The organism is Pseudomonas orientalis (assembly GCF_002934065.1).
In the GTDB taxonomy this organism is placed as follows: Bacteria; Pseudomonadota; Gammaproteobacteria; order Pseudomonadales; family Pseudomonadaceae; genus Aquipseudomonas; species Aquipseudomonas orientalis_A.
Map to the genome: position 1 here is coordinate 4,068,401 of NZ_CP018049.1, position 17,776 is coordinate 4,086,176.

Annotated in this window: 14 protein-coding genes; 1 reads left to right on the forward strand and 13 read right to left on the reverse strand. The window is 61.1% G+C overall.

Going from position 1 to position 17,776, the window contains the following annotated elements; all coding sequences use genetic code 11:
- Positions 1 to 34 precede the first annotated feature (34 nt).
- The 4 genes from BOP93_RS18190 to BOP93_RS18205 all read right to left on the reverse strand — a co-directional run bounded on the left by BOP93_RS18190 (position 35) and on the right by BOP93_RS18205 (position 6,993).
- Positions 35 to 3,022: an RHS repeat-associated core domain-containing protein gene (locus BOP93_RS18190; RefSeq protein WP_104503960.1), complete on the reverse strand. Its 2,988-nt coding sequence runs from the start codon at positions 3,020 to 3,022 to the stop codon at positions 35 to 37.
- Between the two features lie 230 nt (positions 3,023 to 3,252).
- Positions 3,253 to 6,027 carry an RHS repeat-associated core domain-containing protein gene (locus BOP93_RS18195; protein ID WP_205885766.1) on the reverse strand — a complete coding sequence of 925 codons (2,775 nt, stop codon included), beginning with the start codon at positions 6,025 to 6,027 and terminating at the stop codon, positions 3,253 to 3,255.
- Positions 6,028 to 6,174: 147 nt separating this feature from the next.
- Complete coding sequence (locus BOP93_RS18200; RefSeq protein WP_104503962.1) at positions 6,175 to 6,468, reverse strand: BolA family protein; 294 nt, start codon at positions 6,466 to 6,468, stop codon at positions 6,175 to 6,177.
- A gap of 6 nt (positions 6,469 to 6,474) precedes the next feature.
- Positions 6,475 to 6,993, reverse strand: coding sequence for a DUF2059 domain-containing protein (locus BOP93_RS18205; protein ID WP_003175221.1), 519 nt, complete (start codon positions 6,991 to 6,993; stop codon positions 6,475 to 6,477).
- 181 nt (positions 6,994 to 7,174) lie between these two features.
- On the opposite strand from BOP93_RS18205, the gene BOP93_RS18210 reads away from it, so the two are divergent.
- On the forward strand, positions 7,175 to 8,563 hold the full coding sequence (locus BOP93_RS18210) for a class II fumarate hydratase (RefSeq protein WP_065895472.1): 1,389 nt from the start codon (positions 7,175 to 7,177) through the stop codon (positions 8,561 to 8,563).
- Between the two features lie 584 nt (positions 8,564 to 9,147).
- Here the strand turns inward: BOP93_RS18210 and BOP93_RS18220 are convergent.
- The 9 genes from BOP93_RS18220 to BOP93_RS18260 form a co-directional block, all read right to left on the reverse strand.
- Positions 9,148 to 10,101: a DMT family transporter gene (locus BOP93_RS18220; protein ID WP_065883282.1), complete on the reverse strand. Its 954-nt coding sequence runs from the start codon at positions 10,099 to 10,101 to the stop codon at positions 9,148 to 9,150.
- 74 nt (positions 10,102 to 10,175) lie between these two features.
- The gene (locus BOP93_RS18225) at positions 10,176 to 11,132 is read right to left on the reverse strand and encodes a fimbrial protein (protein WP_104503964.1); all 957 of its coding nucleotides are present in this window, start codon (positions 11,130 to 11,132) and stop codon (positions 10,176 to 10,178) included.
- Positions 11,133 to 11,202: 70 nt separating this feature from the next.
- Positions 11,203 to 12,171, reverse strand: coding sequence for a fimbrial protein (locus BOP93_RS18230; protein WP_104503967.1), 969 nt, complete (start codon positions 12,169 to 12,171; stop codon positions 11,203 to 11,205).
- A 42-nt stretch (positions 12,172 to 12,213) separates the two neighbouring features.
- Entirely contained in the window at positions 12,214 to 12,750 is a 537-nt protein-coding gene (locus BOP93_RS18235; RefSeq protein ID WP_104503969.1) for a fimbrial protein, read from the reverse strand.
- Positions 12,751 to 12,761: 11 nt separating this feature from the next.
- Positions 12,762 to 13,241: a fimbrial protein gene (locus tag BOP93_RS18240; protein ID WP_104503971.1), complete on the reverse strand. Its 480-nt coding sequence runs from the start codon at positions 13,239 to 13,241 to the stop codon at positions 12,762 to 12,764.
- A gap of 62 nt (positions 13,242 to 13,303) precedes the next feature.
- Positions 13,304 to 13,786 carry a fimbrial protein gene (locus BOP93_RS18245; RefSeq protein WP_104503973.1) on the reverse strand — a complete coding sequence of 161 codons (483 nt, stop codon included), beginning with the start codon at positions 13,784 to 13,786 and terminating at the stop codon, positions 13,304 to 13,306.
- Between the two features lie 10 nt (positions 13,787 to 13,796).
- Positions 13,797 to 14,378, reverse strand: a complete 582-nt coding sequence (locus tag BOP93_RS18250; RefSeq protein WP_104503975.1) for a fimbrial protein — start codon at positions 14,376 to 14,378, stop codon at positions 13,797 to 13,799.
- Positions 14,379 to 14,395: 17 nt separating this feature from the next.
- Positions 14,396 to 15,157: a fimbria/pilus periplasmic chaperone gene (locus BOP93_RS18255; protein ID WP_104503977.1), complete on the reverse strand. Its 762-nt coding sequence runs from the start codon at positions 15,155 to 15,157 to the stop codon at positions 14,396 to 14,398.
- Complete coding sequence (locus BOP93_RS18260) at positions 15,154 to 17,757, reverse strand: outer membrane usher protein (protein ID WP_157943527.1); 2,604 nt, start codon at positions 17,755 to 17,757, stop codon at positions 15,154 to 15,156. The genes BOP93_RS18255 and BOP93_RS18260 overlap by 4 nt, the downstream gene beginning before the upstream one ends.
- Positions 17,758 to 17,776 lie beyond the last annotated feature (19 nt).

Here is a 17,776-nt window from a genome sequence, read left to right on the forward strand (position 1 = left end):
CATGGGCCGCTGCGCCGGCCCATTCATCTTCTCGTCAGGATCGCCGGGCCGTGCCCCAGCGCGACGCAAAGGTTGTATACCCGCGCCTGGCAAACGTTACGAAAAAGCCGCGCCATTCGGTCAGTGATGCAATCACGCCGCGGGCCGCCATGACAATCGTTCGAGTGGTCCGGCTTTGGGCGGCCTGGGGCAAGCCCGTCAGCGCAACGGCCAATGCCTCGACACCAGACACGGCCCAATGCGTCCACACCTGATTGAACATTCTGCTCAGCCCACCATGCGCCGTCGCGACAGGGTCCGGCAGTTGCACGGTCAGGCCGTGGGGGTCGTGGGCAGCGCTCGGGTGACCGCCACGAATCATCGTTCCCATCGCCGCATCGTAGGCTTCTATTAAGGGTGAGACATTGGGTTGCATCAGCGCGGGCACTTCCCCGCCGTAAACAGCGTTGGCCACGGTTGCAAGACCATAGGCCGCCGTCGTTCCTGCGGTACGCGTGACCCTGCCGCGCAGGGGTGTGCTGCCCCAGGAGACGCCGGTACCGTGCCCACGAAGGACCTGCTGAACCAGTTCCCTGGAGAGCGCGCGCACATGCCCGCCCAACCGCTGGACCGCCACCGGGTCCCAGGTGTGCCCGGCTTGATCACCTATCGAGTCGCCATGCATGGCATACCCCATACCCGCACCAGTTGCAAAAACAGCACCGATCTGTGGCGCATATTGCGTCCAGTTGCCGGCGATACCGGTGCTCATATGTGCCGTGGACACTGCATCCAGCACCGCCACGGTAAGGCGCAAGATTTGGTTGCGTTGCTCCGTGGGCTGGAGGGTGCTGAAGACCGCCAGATCGACGCCCGTCGCGATGGCATTGGCGATATAGGTGGATAAACCATCGCGAATCGCTGCCGACGAGGCCGCTTGTATCCTCGTGCGCATAACCCTCCCTATATTCGCGAGCCTGCGGCTGATGGAAAGCCTGCGTATCTGTTTGTCATCCGGCGCCTCCAGAGCCGGTGCGGCGGCGAGCCCTTGCGCATCGACCTTGCTAACCGGATTACCGCCAACCATGGCGTACAGATTCAAGCCATCGGCATCGCCGGTCGGGTCCGGGCTGATCCAACGGTATAACCACGGCGCGTAATACCTGAAGCCGTAGTAATACAGCCCGCTGGCATCGCGCTCCTTGCCCGAATAACGGATGAACCTGTAACTCGCCTCGCTGGCGCTTTTCGCCGCCCACCACGCGGTCCCGCCGTAGGGGTAATAACTTTCCTGGCTGAGCAGTTGCGCCTGCTCGCCCAGTTCCAGGCTGCTGCTGCCCACGTGGTCCGACAAGCCGTAACGGATCTGCGTATCCTGACGCCGCCCCGAAGGGTGGCGATCCCACATCAGGACGCGAACGGTGGTCGTACCCACATCGAGGTTGAGTACATTCAGTTGCTCACCCGTTGCGCTGTCATGGCGAATTTCCAGTCCCGGCAAGTAACGCACCTCGGCCGTATGCAGCACGCCCCGAGCCTGGGAGACCCGACGCTTGAGGATGCGCTGGCCCGTGGCATCGTAGGCGTAACGTTCTTCATCGTCGTTGCCGCCCTCGCGCCGCACGTGCGTGAGGCGCACCAGCTGGTTGCGCACATCCCAGTCCATCTTTTGATTGCCTGCCAATGCTTGCAGATTGCCGTTGCGATCAAAACCCTGGCCCAACCCTGGCGCGGCCTTGCCGTTGGCCTGCGTCAGAAAGTGATTGCTGCCCGCGGCGACGCTCATCTGCCGCGTGAAGCCGGTGCCGCTGCTGGGCACATGTTGCAACTCGAGCAAATTGCCGGCGGCGTCATAGCGCAGCCGCTGGGTGTAGCGACGCCATACGCTGTCGTCAGCCGAGCCAAACGTCACACTCGTCGGTAACGCCGGGCCTCCCGTGTTGCCGGCGGTTTCGCGGCCGGTGGCTTTGGTCAGCTGCGATAACGAGTCGTACTCATAAAGGCTGGCCGAACTGATTCGGGTGTTGCTGGACCATTGCGTCGGCTGGGCAAGGTCGTCGATCCGCACGACGTTGCCAACGCAGTCATAGTCGTAGCGCAAGTCTTGCAGCAATGCGCCGGGTTGCGAGGGCAGACGAGCGGTCATTTGCTGCAAGCGACCATCCGATTCACCGTATTGCATGGCACGCACAACGCCATTGCCGGCGCGCTCGCTGAGCACCTGACCCGCTGCGTTGTAGTGCCGCTGGCCCAGCACCTGAGTACGCACGCCGTCCTTGGGCGTCACAATAATGCTCGCCGGTTGGCCGTCAATGCCGTAGGCGTAGTCGAAGCGATTGCCCTTGGCGTCCGTGTGATGCAGGCGCTCACCCAGCGCGTTGAACCCAATGGATGTCTGGAACCTTTCGGGCTCCAGGCGCACCTCGCGTTGTGCATCGAGCTGCGGCCAATCCAGCGTGGCATCGGCCTGCCGAAAGCGTCGGGTCTGCTGAGCAACTTCTGCGTGCAGCCCATACCGCTCGTGAAACAACGAGCCGCCGCCGTCATCGTGGCGAATCACTCGGCCACAGCGGTTGCGTGCAGCCTCTTCATTCGAAGATGAAGCATAGGCAAGACGCTCGACGCACAGCGCTTGCCCGTCACTGGCCGCCTGCTCGAAGACCGCGACCGGCCGCAGATATTGATCGTAGTGATGAGCCTGGTGAGCGCCCCGCCCATCCCATTCTTCCAGTAAGTGCCCGGCCGCCCCCATCAGCGTCAGTCGCCAGCCGGCATCCACACTGTCAGTGCGCAACGCTTGCCCGCCCAGGCTATAGACCGTGCGTTGATTGGGCGCGGTGTCGGGCTGTGCACGTGACAGCGCAAACAACCGTGGGTCCCATTGTTCAATCATCAAGCCTGTACTGCCAAATACCTGACGATGAATGCGCACTTGCGGTTCAACCTCCGCGCTTGAGCGGTGGTAATCGACGTTACGAACAATTAACCCACGCGGGTCGACCGCGACCAGGGACGGCGTGTTTCGATGGATGGAATCAGACATGACCTCAAGACCTTATTGCTGAATAAGTAGTCCCGAAAGCCTAGGGTTGGGAGAGTTGAGGAAGGTGGTGCGGGAGGATGTTTTTGTGTGTCCGGGTACTGGCATCGCCCCGACCCGCTCACGCGGGTCGAGGCGGCGCTCTTGGAGATCAAATGTGGAAGTGGGCCCACTCCCACAGGGTATTTGCCAACTCATAAAAGTTGTGTAGACACCCATGCTGAATCGTTAGGTCAGCGTGCCGCCCGCCCTGCGCCCCGGGGACGTCTGGGTTTGTAGCGATCCCAAGCAGACGCGTTTGACTCCCAAGGCGCGTCGACCCGTTGTTGGTTTTGATAGAACAGCACACGGCCTGCCAGTTGCGTCCTGTGCCGATAGAGCCAGCGCAGCTCGGAGGCTGTGGCAGATACCCCATGCTCGCTCCCCCGCTTGCTCCCCTGCTTGCTGATGACAGCGCCTATGTCCAAATTGTCGAGAGCGAAATGGATCACCGCCGCACTGTGCGAGCTAGTCAAGGTTTCCAAAGCGGATTTGCTGCTTCGAGTGACGATTTTTTGCTGGATGTCCAATAGGCTTTTGCCAATGGTTTGGCGAGCCGTCGCCTCGAGCGAATACTTGCCTGCGGTAAGATCACCGACAAACCTCCTCGCGAATTGCTGGTTGCAGGCAGTCGACGTACACCCTGAATACTTCAAAACAATGCCCTCGTAAAACGGCCGCACACCGACCGAAATCTGCTCAATGAGCTCGGCCTTGAGTTCGTTAGCTCTCGCTGGATCATGTGGATCTTGCGTCAAGTCGCTGAATAGCTCCGCATTCGCGTTGCGAAATGCAGCGAAGGCGTGAACGGGAGGCGCCAGCCCGGCAGTCCAGCGCTGCAGTTCCGCGCCTGAGAAATAGGCGACCATCGCGTCCCCGCGCGCACTCAACTTCGACCAGAAACTCCTGTAGGCAGTAATCGTCGCGGCCAAGCCGAAAATGATATCCCCTCGACCGGGTTGGAATTGCTCGCCAAACGTCGTTTGCGTGCCATCGGCATCCCTGAACCTCACGGGATTGCCCCGAACCATCGCATACAGGTTCAAGCCGTCCACATCGCCCAGCGGGTCCGGGCTGATCCAACGCTGCAACCACGGCGCGTAATAACGGGCGCCGTAGTAATACAAGCCCGTGGCATCGCGCTCCTTGTCGGAGTAACGGCGAACCTTATGGTGCCCCCGCACGATATTGCTGGTTGCCCACCACGCCGTTGCGCCATAAGGATAGTAATGCTCCTGGCTCAACAACCGAGCCTGCTCGTCCAGTTCCAGCGCACAGCTCTTGAGGTGATCCAGAACGCTGAATCGCAACTGATGAGTGCTCATCTCGCTGGGCTTGCCCGACTCCCATTGCACCACGGTGACTCGCCCACCGCCCGTATCGATGTCCAGCATATTGAAACGCTGTGTTCCTTGCTTGTGGAGCTGCAGGCCTGGCAGGTAACAGGTTTCCTGGGTGTAGGGTTTTGTACGAGCCTCACGCCTGCGAACCTTGAGTGCGCGCAGGCCTTGACTGTCATACAGGTAACTCTCCCCATCAGGGTCACCGTTCTCACGCTGTACCTGGGTGGTGTAGGTCAATTGGTTGCGCACATTCCAGGCGGCCTGCTGTACGCCGTCGAGCGACAGCTGATTGCCATTGGCATCGAAAACTTCATCCCATTGAACCTGCTGCCCTTTCACGGCAGGCACGGCGCGGTTAGTGAGCGCCGCTACCTGCATGTCTCGGGTATAGCCTGTGCCGCTGGAGGGCACATGTCGAAGGCGCGTCAGATTGCCCGCCTCATCATAGGAATAATACTGGGTGTAATTGCGCCAGAGCCCCTGGTCCGTCGCCCCGAACTGCACCGCTGCCGGCAGCTTCTGGCCGCCGGTGCTGGCGCTGTTTTCCCGGCCACTGGCCTGGATCAACTGATAAAGCGTGTCGTACTCGTATCGACTGACCGCGTCGATCCGGGCGTTGCTGTGCCACTGAGTCGGCTGGGCCAGATCGCTGAGGCTGAGAATGTTGCCCACTGGGTCGTATTCATAAACAAGCTGCTGCAACGGTGCGGCGGCCTGCCCTTTGCGATACACCTTGAGTTCCAGCAACCGACCCTCTTGCTCGGAAAAACGGGCGACTTTAGTGACGTCATTACCCGCCCGCTCGGACACGATCTGGCCGCTGGCATTGTAAGTCCGCTGATCCATCAACACCTGGCGCTCGCCATTCTTCAACGTCAGCGCCACTTCCAGCGACCATCCCTGCCGCCCATAGCGCCAATGCTGACGATTGCCCTTGGCATCGTTCTGCTCCAGCAGCGAACCCAAAGCGTCGTAACGCCAGGTGGTGGTATAGGCCTGGCGTTCCACTAGCAGGTCTTGTGCCTCATCGCTTTGCGGCCAATCGACCAGCTCGATGCCGGCGCGAAACCGTCTGGTCTGCTTGATGATGCGTTGATCGATCCCGTACGCCTCAACCAGCAGCACGCCTGCCGGGTCCGCATGGCGAATCAGCCGTCCGCAGCGATTACCAACGGCCTCGGCGGGGGTTGCGGTTGCGTACGTCATACGTTCGACACAACGCGGTGACAGGTCTTCCTGGGCTTGCTCTGACACCTGCACCGGGCGCAACGAGCGGTCATAACCGAAGGCTTGATGCGCACCGCGTGAATCCCAGCTATGCAGCCGTTGCCCGGCGCTGCCGCACAAGACCAAGCGCCTTCCGGCATCCGCATTCTGGGTACGCACGGTCTCGCCGGAAAGGCTGTAAAGGTTCGATTGTGTGGCCGCCCCCGCCGAGCCAAGGGCGAACTGACGTGGGTCCCACTGTTCAAGTAAAAAACCACTGGCCCCAAACACCTGGCGATTGACGCGCGGCTGTGGGGAGTCCGCAGGCGTTGCGCGGTGATACTGCACCGTGCGCACGGCTAACCCGCGAGGGTCAATGGCCGTCAAGGTAGGTGTATTTCGATGAAGAGCGTTAAACATGAATTCATGACCTGTTTTGCACTAAGGTCACAAAATCCTAGAGGTCCCGGCGTCGGGAAGGGAGTATTGAAAGGCAGCCTTGTGTAACCAGATCCTGACAGCACCTATCGAGACCAGCAGGTTTGGCACCCGCTGGCCTCAAAGGTTTCAGTGCCCGCCGGCGCAGGTCGGCGAAGCCGGGGCTGCGTCGATTGTCGCCCATTCTTCGGGCGTATAGGTATGCAGCGCCAGCGCATGAAACTCGCTCATCAGGTCACCCAGGGTGGCATAGACCTTCTGGTGGCGCTTGACGCGATTGAGCCCCTCGAACTGCTCGCTGACCAGCACGGCCTTGAAGTGGGTCTGCAACCCACGGCTGTGCATGTGGCTTTCATCCAGCACGCTCAAATGCTTCGGGGCCAGGGCGGCAAGGGCCGTTTCGATACGCTGTTGCATGGTCATTGCTGCTTACTTCTTCTTGGCCGGTGCGGCGGCTTTTGGCGCCAGCTCGTTGGTCATGTCTTCCAGCAGCTTGTTCACCACCGGTACGGCGCTTTCCAGCTTGGCCTGGGTCATCTGGGCCGATTGCTGGGTCAGTTGCGGCATTTTTTCCAGGACTTTCTTGCCCAGTGGCGACTGGTAGAACGCCACCAGGTCCTTGAGCTCGGATTCGCTGAAGTTGGTGGTGTAGAGCTTGACCATGTCCGGTTTCAGCTTCGGCCAGCCGATGGCCTGGTCCAACGCGGCGTTGGCCTTGGCCTGGTAGCTGTCGAGTACGGACTGTTTGGCGGCAGGCGCCTTGGTCTGCTCGAAACGCTGGGCGAACATTTGTTGCACTTGCATGTACACCGGGGTACCCAGCTTGTCAGCGTGGGCCAGGGTAAGGAAGGCTTCGGCACTGGCGTTGTGGCTGGCGGTATCGGCAAAAACCTGGCCGCTGGCGCAAACCAGAGCAACCGCGGTACAGATGGCACGAAGACGAGTCATCGAGTTTCCTTTTCTAGCTGGCGAGGTAAGACCCCAAGGGCGACCATTCTGCGCCTAAAAAACCTCGCGGCTCAACCCCGGGCCGTGTCGGGTGTGGTTTGATCGATGAAACGTCTTTTAGGGAACCCCCTTGGCCAATCACAGCCTAAACTGCGCAAACGAACCTGAAGGAGTGTGCCCGATGAGCCGTATCGAAACCGACAGCCTGGGGGAAGTCCACGTCCCGGATGACGCTTACTGGGGCGCCCAGACCCAACGTTCGCTGGTGAATTTTGCCATCGGCGAGCAGCGCATGCCGTTGGCGGTGCTGCATGCCCTGGCCCTGATCAAGAAAGCCGCCGCCCGGGTCAACGACCGCAACGGCGACCTGCCGGCCGATATCGCCCGCCTGATCGAACAGGCCGCCGACGAAATTCTCGACGGCCAGCATGACGACCAGTTCCCCCTGGTGGTCTGGCAGACCGGCAGCGGCACCCAGAGCAACATGAACGCCAACGAAGTGATCGCCGGCCGCGCCAATGAACTGGCCGGCGGCAACCGCGGCGGCAAGAGCCCGGTGCACCCCAACGACCACGTCAACCGTTCCCAGAGTTCCAACGACTGCTTCCCCACCGCCATGAGCATTGCCACCGTCAAGGCCGTGCACGAGCAGCTGTTGCCGGCCATCACGGTGCTGTCCGGCGGCCTGGCGGAGCTGGCGGCGCGGCACATGAAACTGGTCAAGACCGGCCGCACCCACATGATGGATGCCACGCCGATCACCTTCGGCCAGGAACTCTCGGCGTTCATCGCCCAACTCGACTACGCCGAACGCGCCATCCGCAGCGCCCTGCCCGCCGTGTGCGAGCTGGCCCAGGGCGGTACCGCCGTGGGCACCGGGCTCAATTCGCCCCATGGCTTTGGCGAGGCGATCGCCGCCGAGCTGGCCGCACTGTCGGGACTGCCGTTCGTCACCGCGCCGAACAAATTCGCCGCCCTTTCCGGCCATGAGCCGCTGGTGACGTTGCACGGTGCGCTGAAGACCCTGGCCGTGGCCTTGATGAAACTCGCCAACGATCTGCGCCTGCTGGGGTCCGGCCCGCGCGCGGGGCTGGCAGAAGTCAAATTGCCAGCCAACGAACCTGGCAGTTCGATCATGCCCGGCAAGGTCAACCCGACCCAGTGCGAAGCCCTGTCGATGCTGGCCTGCCAGGTACTCGGCAATGACGTGACCATCGGCATCGCCGCAAGCCAAGGGCATCTGCAGTTGAACGTGTACAAGCCGGTGATCATCCACAACCTGCTGGAATCGATCCGCCTGCTGGCTGATGGCTGCAACAACTTCCAGGAACACTGCATCGCCGGCCTGGAGCCTGACGCCGAACAGATGGCCGAACACCTGGAACGTGGGCTGATGCTGGTGACCGCCCTCAACCCGCATATCGGCTATGACAAATCCGCACAGATCGCCAAGAAAGCCTATGCCGAAGGGCTGACACTGCGGGAAGCGGCGCTGGAACTGGGCTACCTCACCGACGCAGAGTTCGACCAGTGGGTACGCCCGGAAAACATGCTGGAGGCCGGGCACTGAGAACCCAAGGTTGGCAGAGAGGCTTGCCCTAATCCCCATTGTAGGAGCGAGCTTGCTCGCGAAAAACGTCAACGATAACGCGTGTTTTCTGGATGAACGTGGTGTCTGTGCGTTTTTCGCGAGCAAGCTCGCTCCTACAGAAGGCGGTGTACGCTTAACTGACCGGCATTAAAGCCTGCCCCCACACCACTCCACGATGCGAAGCGAGCCGCTCTTGATTTTGATTTTAGGCGCCCCGTTAAACCACGCTGGCCGAACGCAGGCTTGAATCCGTGGGTAACCCGGCAGGACGCCGGGTTAGCCGCACTGGGCCATGGATGGCCCATTGCGGCGGCCCACGGATTCAAGCCTGCGTTCGGGCACACCGAGCCTAGGCGAGGTGCCGAGTGGTGGGGCAAGAGCGTTTTGCTTACTTTTGACTGGGCCGGCATTCCGGCTTTTCAAAAGTGAGCCGCCGTCAGGGCGGAACCCTAAGTGGCCGTTACCTGAATAATGGATATGTACTCGTTCCAATCCAACATCCCGGCCAGCCCCGAGGCCGCCATCGGGGGCAAGCCCCCTCCCACAGTTGGCTCTCCATACCCCTAGACCAACCGCGCACGCCGAGCCTTGAGCCCCGCCACCAGCGACGGCGCCAGCGCCACCATCGCCGAGCCCATCACCACCACCAGCGCGCCAAAATACCCCAACGCGTTGATCGCTTCGGCCTGCACAAACTCCGGCCACAACCACGCCGCCAGTGCCACCGCCACAAAGGTCACCAATGGCGTCAGCGCCAGGGTCGCACTGACCCGCGACGCCTCCCAATGCGCCAGCGCCTCGGCAAAGGCGCCGTAGGCCACCAGGGTATTCATGCAGCATGCCAGCAGCAGCCAGCCTTGCAGCGGACTCAGCTGCAGCGCCTCCAATGGGTGCGCCCAGGGCGTCAGCAACACCGCACATGAAAGGTAGATCACCATCATCACCTGCAGCGAATTCCACACCGTCAGCAACTGCTTCTGACCCAAGGCGTAAAACATCCAGATGGTGGTCGCCAGCAGCACCGTCAGCACCCCGGCGGTGTAAGTACCCATCGATGTCAGCAATTCCACCAGACGCTGGTTGAAAAACAGCCCGAAGCCGATGATCAACACCACCAACCCCACGCCCTGCCCAAGGCTGAAACGCTCCTTGAACACAAACACGCTGGCGATCATCAGGAAAATCGGCCCCATCTGCACCACCAGTTGCGCGGTACCGGGGCTCAGCATCTTCAAACCCACCAAATACAACACGTAGTTGCCCACCAGCCCGCACACGGCCATCGCCACCAGCCAACCGCCCCTGGGGCCAAGTACCCGGCGGCTGGGCAAGCGCCGCGTGAACGCCAAGTAGATGAACAGGCAACTGCCCGCGACGATCAGGCGAAACCAGGTCACCGTGATCGGGTCCATCACCTGCAAGACCTGTTTGAGCTTGATCGGCAGAATGCCCCAGAGCAGCGCGGTCAACAGGGTCAGGAGAAAACCGTAGACCCAGCGGCCCGAAGAGATGTGCATGAGTGCCCCAATGCCGGAGGAAGTGGAGCCGGCATTCTAGGGGCATGCGGTGCGCTTTGGGTATCACGCTGTGCTCATGGCACGCCCATCACCAGTACCCCGCTGCCACTGATGGGGCCGGCGGCCGGCAGCGAGCCTGCTCGACGGACCAGGGAAAACGTCACATCATCGGCGCCGGTGCTGTTGGTGATGCGGGTCAGGAACGAGCCGTTGACCGGTACGGCAGAGCCGTTGCGCACAAGAGCCGTGCCCACATCGGCATTGGTCATCAGCAGCAGGCGCGAATCGAACCCGGTGCGGGTGCCTTTGTAAGTGATGGTGATGGGTGTATTGATCCCGCCATCCGGGCACGAGTAGGTGAGCCTGCGATTGCTGACGATGGACGTTGTCAGCGGGTCGGTCCCTATCCCCCGCTGGTGCACGTTGCCAAAATTGATCTCGATGGGAGTGTTGTTGTTGATCGTGCAGGTTGATGGGGAGACGGTGAAGTTGTTGGCCGCAGTATAGGTGACCGTGAGTTGCGGCCGGGTGCCGTCGTAGTTGTTCGAACTGGTGAGGCGCAACAGACCGAGGTTATCGCCAATTCGCACATCGAACGGGTTGGACGGATAGTTGCGTAGCAGAATATAGGGCGTGACATTGATCGGATAAAAGGTGCCGTTATTGGGGATGGTGGCTATCCCGATACCCGATGGCACCGGCGTGTTGTAGAAGGACCCATTGATTCGCAACCCGGTGCCTTCACGTACAAATTTCGGGCCGGGTGTCCAGGCTGTGCCTGCCGTACTCCCACTTGCCCAAAAGTCAGCGTGCCAGGCTGGGCCTCCGCTGTAGGTAAATCGACATTCCAGCCTTGCGCCTTCCAGCATGATCCTGCTGCGGTCTGCTGTCAGAGTGACAGTAACGGGGACCTGCAGGTTCGGGTTGCCATTCTGCCAGGGCCCTCCATTGACACGGCAATCGACCGCTTGCGCGGTCGTGGTCATACCCGTCAGAACAAATAGCCCGAAGGCTCCTGATAGTTGTTTCATCCTGAACTCTCTCGAACGTCTGAAAAAAAAACAGCGAATCCCTCTGTACGTGCGGGCTTGGCCTAATGCATCAGGGCACCCCCATCACCAGCACACCGCTTCCGCTTACGGCCCCCGCGCTCGGTAACGCCCCGTTGCGCCGAACGAGGGTAAACATCACATCGTCCCCCCCTGTGCTGTTGGTGATATGTGTCAGGAACGAACCGTTCACAGGCACCGCTGAACCCGCGCGGACAAGCGCCGTGCCCACGTCCGGATTGTTCATCAGCAACACACGTGAATCGAACGACGATGGGCTGCCTTTGTAAGTGATGGTGATGGGTGTATTAATACCGCCTTGCGGGCAGGAATAAGTGAGCCTGCGGTTGCTGACGATGGATGTTGTCAAAGGGTCAGTCCCGATTGCTCGCTGGTTGACGGTGCCGAAGTTGATCTCGATCGGATTGTTGTTATTGATCGTGCAGGTGGACGGAGAGATGCCGAAGTTATTCGCGGCCGTGTACGTCAGCACCAGTCGTGTACTTCCCGAACTGTAATTATTGGTCTGCTGGAGGTTCAACGCGCCCAGGGTGTCCCCTATCCGAACCTCGATAGGGTTGCTCGGATCGTTACGCAGCAAAATGTAGGGGGCTATATTGATGGGATACGCCCCACCATTGTTTGGCATGGTCGCGATCCGAATATCGAACGGCACCGGGGTGTTATAAAACGCGCCGTTGATGCGTAAGCCGGTACCCTGCCGGGTAAATTTCGGGCCGGGCACCCAAGGGGGGCCGGCCTGTGCAGAGGTTCCCCAAAAGTCTATGCGTGTCGGGTGGGCAGCTGAGGGAGTGAATCGGCACTCCAGCCATGCGCCTTCAAGGATCAGGCGAGTGCTGTCCGAGCCTACTCGGACTGTGACAGGGACCTGCAGGTTCAGAATCCCACCGTCGCCAACGTATTGCCACCCACCGCCATTAACGCGGCAATCAGCCGCTCGCACGGTCGTGGCCAAACTCAGCGGGACAAGAAGTACCATAGCGCCATAAAGTCGTTTCATTTTAATCTCTCGTTGCTCTGCTCTGCTCTCCCCAGCCACAGCCTATGGATAGTCCAGCGTAAAAGTTGAGGTCACCGTGTAGGCGCCGTGCCCGATGGTCTGATCCCTGATGGCGGTCGGCTCGCCCCGCACATAAGCCTTGAGCTCGATGGCGTTGCTGCCATCACTCAACACCTGTTTGTCGCTGACGGTATTCAACGGCAAGGGTTTGTCGCTCAGCGTCTCCATGCCGACGCCAATGCCGGAGGCGCCGCTGCCACCGTCCAGCGCGAGCAAGCCGGGAAGCTCCCGGTTCTCTGCACCGCCGAAGGTGATGGTCACCGAGTTGCCGATCGTGGTGTCGCAGTCTTCCAGGTGCAGCTTGAAACGCTTACCCACCGAACGCGTGTTGAGATAGAGGTACTTGCTGGTGAGGTCCCAGAGTTCCAGGGTGATGGCCTCGTCGCCGGGTCGCAGGGTGCAGGCCTCTTCAACCAGGTTGCCTTTGAAGCGCAGATTGTCCGCCGCCTGCCCCAGGGGGATCAGGCCGACGCCGAGCAGAACGGCCAGGCCTGCCGTTTGAACCCTTTGATATCGCATCGATTCAGCTCCTACTGGTATTCGGCCAACAACGTGGCCACCGCCGTAAACCTGGCGGGAGGCAGCGTTGCACCCGGTTGTTGCACAGGCACTACCTCCAAAGTCGGCGGTGACGACAGGGTGATGTCCAGGGGTGTATTGAGTGCAAACGGCAGGTTGTTCTGAAAAACCCGGATGCCCAGCGCAGGCACGCTGGTCTGCACCGCTGAACCGTCAAACGCCGTGGGGGTGCCGTTGACGCTCAATTTCAATGCCCACGGCAGGGTGTCGGTGCCGCAGTTGATCGCGTAGCCGACCCCTCTGCGATACCTCACCCCATCGACGCGCTTTACCCCGACATCGCCAAAGTCGATCTCGATGGTGTTGCCCGCATCGATCGTGCAGGGAGGCGGTTCGTTCAGCGTTCCGCTGAAGGTCAAGTTGGCCGACGCGCCACTGCACAGGCCGATGGCACACAGGGCGAGCAAGGCTCGCGGTTGCCAAGCTGTCATGGGTCGTTCCTCTTTTTTTTCAGTAGCCGTTTTATCAGCAGCTGTCTTATCAGCGGTCAGCATCATTGGTAGTCGACCACTAGCGTCGCGGCAGCATCGAAGGCCCCGCCGGTCAGCGTGCTGCCCGCGCGTTTGACCGGCACCGCCTGCACTACAGGGAAGTTGGGATAGGTGAAATTCACCGCCGTATTCAGCGGCCAGTCGGCGCCATTCACAAACAGCCTGACGCCAAGGTCCGCCTTGCGTGTGGCGAGCGCGCGGTTGTCAAACGACGCCGCCGTGCCCTTGAGCTCCAGGCTCAACGCATTGCTGAAAGGCGAATTGCAGGTGACGGTATACGGCACCCCGCGACGGTAATTGACCCCATCGACCCGTGACGTCAGCAGGTCGTTGCCGAACGGCACGTCGAGCGTGCTGCCACCGTTGATGACGCACGGCGGGGGCGCAATGATCACCGCACGAATGGTCAAACTGGTGTCGGCCTGCAGCCCCTGGCTGAACGCCAGCCATACGCCGCCGGCAATCATGCCGATTGATTTAGCCATCGTTGCCCCCCTACTCATAAGTGAGCCTGAAATCCACCACGGCCCTGAATGGCCCGCTGGTCAACGGCGCAGCGGTGCGCGTGGGCCGTACATTCCAGGTCTGGGTATTGCGGCCCACGGGCAAAAACAGCGGCTGGCCCCTTGAGCCCAACTGCACATCGCGGCCGAGGGCATCGGTCAACTGCAGGCCCATGCCGGTGATGCCCTGCACTTTGACCAGCCGTGAATCATCGGCATCGGCCGGCGCCTCGAACGTGACCGACAGCACTGGTTGGTAAGCGCTCCAGGTCAGGTTGCCGGTGCGCTCGTTGCGTATACGGCCGGCGGTGCGCAGGCAATCGGTGAAGCGCAGTTGAAACGCCTTGGGCGTGGCCTGGTCACCGGGCCGTTGCAGCTGGCTGGTCGACACCACGTCCAGATCGACGGTCTGGTGCAGGGACGTCATTTCCAGGCTGCAAGGCGACTCATGCATGGAGCCGAGCACATTGAGCATGCCGCTCATGCCCTCGATATCGTCCTCATCCGCGGCCTGCCCACTTATCGCCAGGACCCATAACAGGCCGCCCAACACCTTCATTTTTTGCGACGTCATGACGTTCTCCAGCCCCCTCACTCATTCGCCGACGAGGCCTGCGGGCTCACTGTGCAAGTGTCGCCGGTGCAGGTGAAGGCCAGGAGCGGGCGGCCACCGTAATCGTTCACATAGGCCAGATAGGGGCTTGTACCGAGTGCCTTGGCCATGGCCCCCAAGGGCAAGGCGCTCTTGGGTGGCACCATCAGTGGCACAAAGCCCTGCACGGTTTTGCCGTCCTTGCTGTTGCGCGCATCCACCAGCGTCACGTAATAGGGCGTAGGGTTATTCACCCGGTATTGATCGCCTTCACGGGTCAGGGTCAGTTTTTGTTGCCACGGGTTGGACAAATCCTGCTGGCTCGGCTCGATGGCTTGCGGGCGGTAGAACAACTTGATGCGGGTCTGCAGCGCGATCTGCAGGGTGTTGGCCTTGTCGCTGCGCGGCGGAATCTCTCTCAGGTTGAAGTAGTAGACCGTCTCCCGATCCTGCGGCAGCAACTTGGCCGCCGGCAACGCCTGGACCTTCACCTGGCTTTGTTTGCCCGGCTCCAGGCGTTGTACCGGCGGGAGCACGATCAACGGCGAGGTGATTTTTTTACCGGTTTCATCCTCGATCCAGCCCTGGGCCAGATAAGGCAACTGGGTATTGTTGTTGGTGATGTTCACACTGGTGGCTTCTTTGCCGCCGTCGAAAATCACGCGGGTACGGTCCAGGCCCACCGCAGCGTTGGCGCTCTGGCTCAAGGCCAGGGCCAACAGCGCGAGGGTGGGAAATAGACGACGTGTATTGGGCATCATGAGGCGGTGTTCTCCATATCAATAGGCGTGCCGGACAGCCCGGCGGGCTCGGGCAGGGATGGGTCGGCCGCTACCGGCTGGCAGCGCAATTGCAGGGCGTCGGTCAAACCGTCGACAGGTAACGTGGCAGGGAGCGTGAGCAGGCATCGTGCGTCGCCGCCCCAACTGACGGTCATCTGCTCGCCGGCCTGGATGCCGCTCAGGTAGACCTCGCCGCCATCATTCACAATGCCGGTGTCCTGTTGCTTGAGGTTCTGCACCGTGGCGCCGAAAGGCGGCGAGCTGCCATCCGCCAGGCGCAGTACCGCCATGGCCTTTTCACCGGCAATCACATCCAGCGAGCGATAACCGATGGCGCCTTCGGTGAGCGTCAATTGTGTGACTGATTGAGTGGCTTCGACATTGCTCGGCAAACGCTCCAAGTCAACACTGGCGGCAGTGCGCTGATAACTGCTGATATCCGAGATCACGGCCTTGCCGAAAGCATTGCTGCGGGTTGGCGCGCCATAACCGCGCACCGGCACATCGGGCACTCCGGCGGTATCGACCATCAGACGGGTGCCGCCGGTGCTGGTGGTTCGATGGAGTGCCGCACCGTGGGCCGTGAGCGTCGCGCCGCCGCGTGCGGAGATACCGAGGCTGCCGGAACCGCCCTGTTGCCTGCCGGCGCTCACGTCGATGTCGACGTTGTCGCCCATATGGCTCAGGTAACCGCTGGCGGAGGTGTCGCTGGCACTGAGCTGGTAGCTGTTACGTTCATCGAGGCGATCACTGTAGCGCGAGGCAAAGCTGTTCTTGCCGGCGGCTCGATTGGCATCCAGCGAGAGTGTGCCGGTACGCCCCAGCGGCAGGCTGACCGTCAGCGCCATGCCGTTATCCTTATAGTTATATTCCTGGGTGCGGTACATGTTCAGCGACAGGCTCATGTTCTTGACGGTGCCCACGTTGAAGTAGCGCGACAGCGACAGGTTCCAGCGATGCGTGTCCGGCCGATCCCAGTAGGTCTGCTTGTTGTAACTGGCGTAGACGGTGGCGCCCAGGTCACGAAACTGCTTGTTGACCGTCACCGTATACAGCGCCTTGCTGCCACCGATAGGCTTCCATCTCTCGATGGGGTCGCGATAATCGCCACGCCCGCCGAGTTCGCCGTTCAACCCGTAATGCCGGGCATCCAGGTATTCGCTCATGCTCAGGAAGTTCTTCTCGGAAAAGCGGTAGCCGGCGAAGGTCACCTGGCTGTCGTACTCTTCGAAGTTCTTCGAGTATTGAAGACGGTAGGATTTACCCGAGAGCGTCTCGTTCCATACGTTGGCACGCGACTGCGTGACATCCAGCGAGACGGCGCCGAACGCCAGCAAGTCCCGCCCGGCGCCCACGGACAACGCCCGATAGTTGTTATCGGTGATACCGCCACCGAACAACGACCAGCCATTGCTCACGCCCCAGGAAAACTCCCCGGTACCGAAGAACGCGCCATCGGAGCCGTTCTGAAGATTCGACGGTCGCCCGCTCGCCAGTTTGTAGCGGACTTGACCAGGGCGGGTCAGGTAGGGCACGCCGGCCGTATTGAGCTGGAAGGTGTGCACCGAACCGTCCTGCTCTTCCACCCGCACATCCAGCTTGCCGGTCACCGCATCATTGAGGTCCTGGATACGAAAGGGGCCCGCCGCAACCAGGGTTTCGTAAAGTACGCGCCCCTGCTGGCTGATGATCACTTTGGCATTGGTCTTGGCCACGCCGACCACCTCCGGCGCGTAACCGCGCAAGTTGGGCGGCAGCTGGCTTTGATCCGAGTTGAGCGCGGCGCCGGTAAAGCGAAAGCTGTCGAACAGGTCCGAATACAGGTAGCTCTCACCCACCACCAGGCGCGCCTGCAACGCCGGAATGGCGCGATACGCGTAGTAGCGGCTCCACTCCAGCTTTTGCGGGCCGGCCGCCTCCTGCCGACCGCTCTCCACGCGACCCTGCCAATCCGCCCGGAGGCGCCAGGCACCGGCATTGGCCCCGACGGTGCCATTACCACTGAGGTTTCTGCGCTGGCCGTCGTTGCGCTGGTAATTGGACTGCGCCGTCAGGCTGTAGTCCACCAACAGTCCCGGCACCCCCTCATCCCATCGGGAAGGCGGGTCCCAATTGATAGCGTTGTATTCAAGGTAGGCCTGGGGCACGTTGATGCTCAGGGTGGAGGTGGCCAAATCACCACTGACCTCCATGCCGGGCAAGCCAGTTATATCCAGGCACTCGCCGTCCTTCCACCACTGCAGTTGGCCGGCTTCGGACACTTTCAGGCCCAGTTGCTCAACCAGGCTGCTCGACAAACAGGCCTGGCTGCCCTTGGGGTCGTTATCGGGGGGATAGAACGCTACCGATTGCTCAGCAATAGGCTGGGCATTGAGGTGCACAGCCATCGAGTAAGTACCCGGCAGAATGAATCCGCTGCGCGCAAATTGAGACAGGTCAATATTGGCGCGATCGCTCAGGTCGAGAACGTCGGTATTGAACTCGATATCCCCGGCGCCCATTGCAGTGCCTGCCAGTGACATCAACCCGCCGAACAGCCCGGGACGCAGCGTATTTTTGATCTTCGACGTATTCAACATGCAAGCCTGTCCATCACTG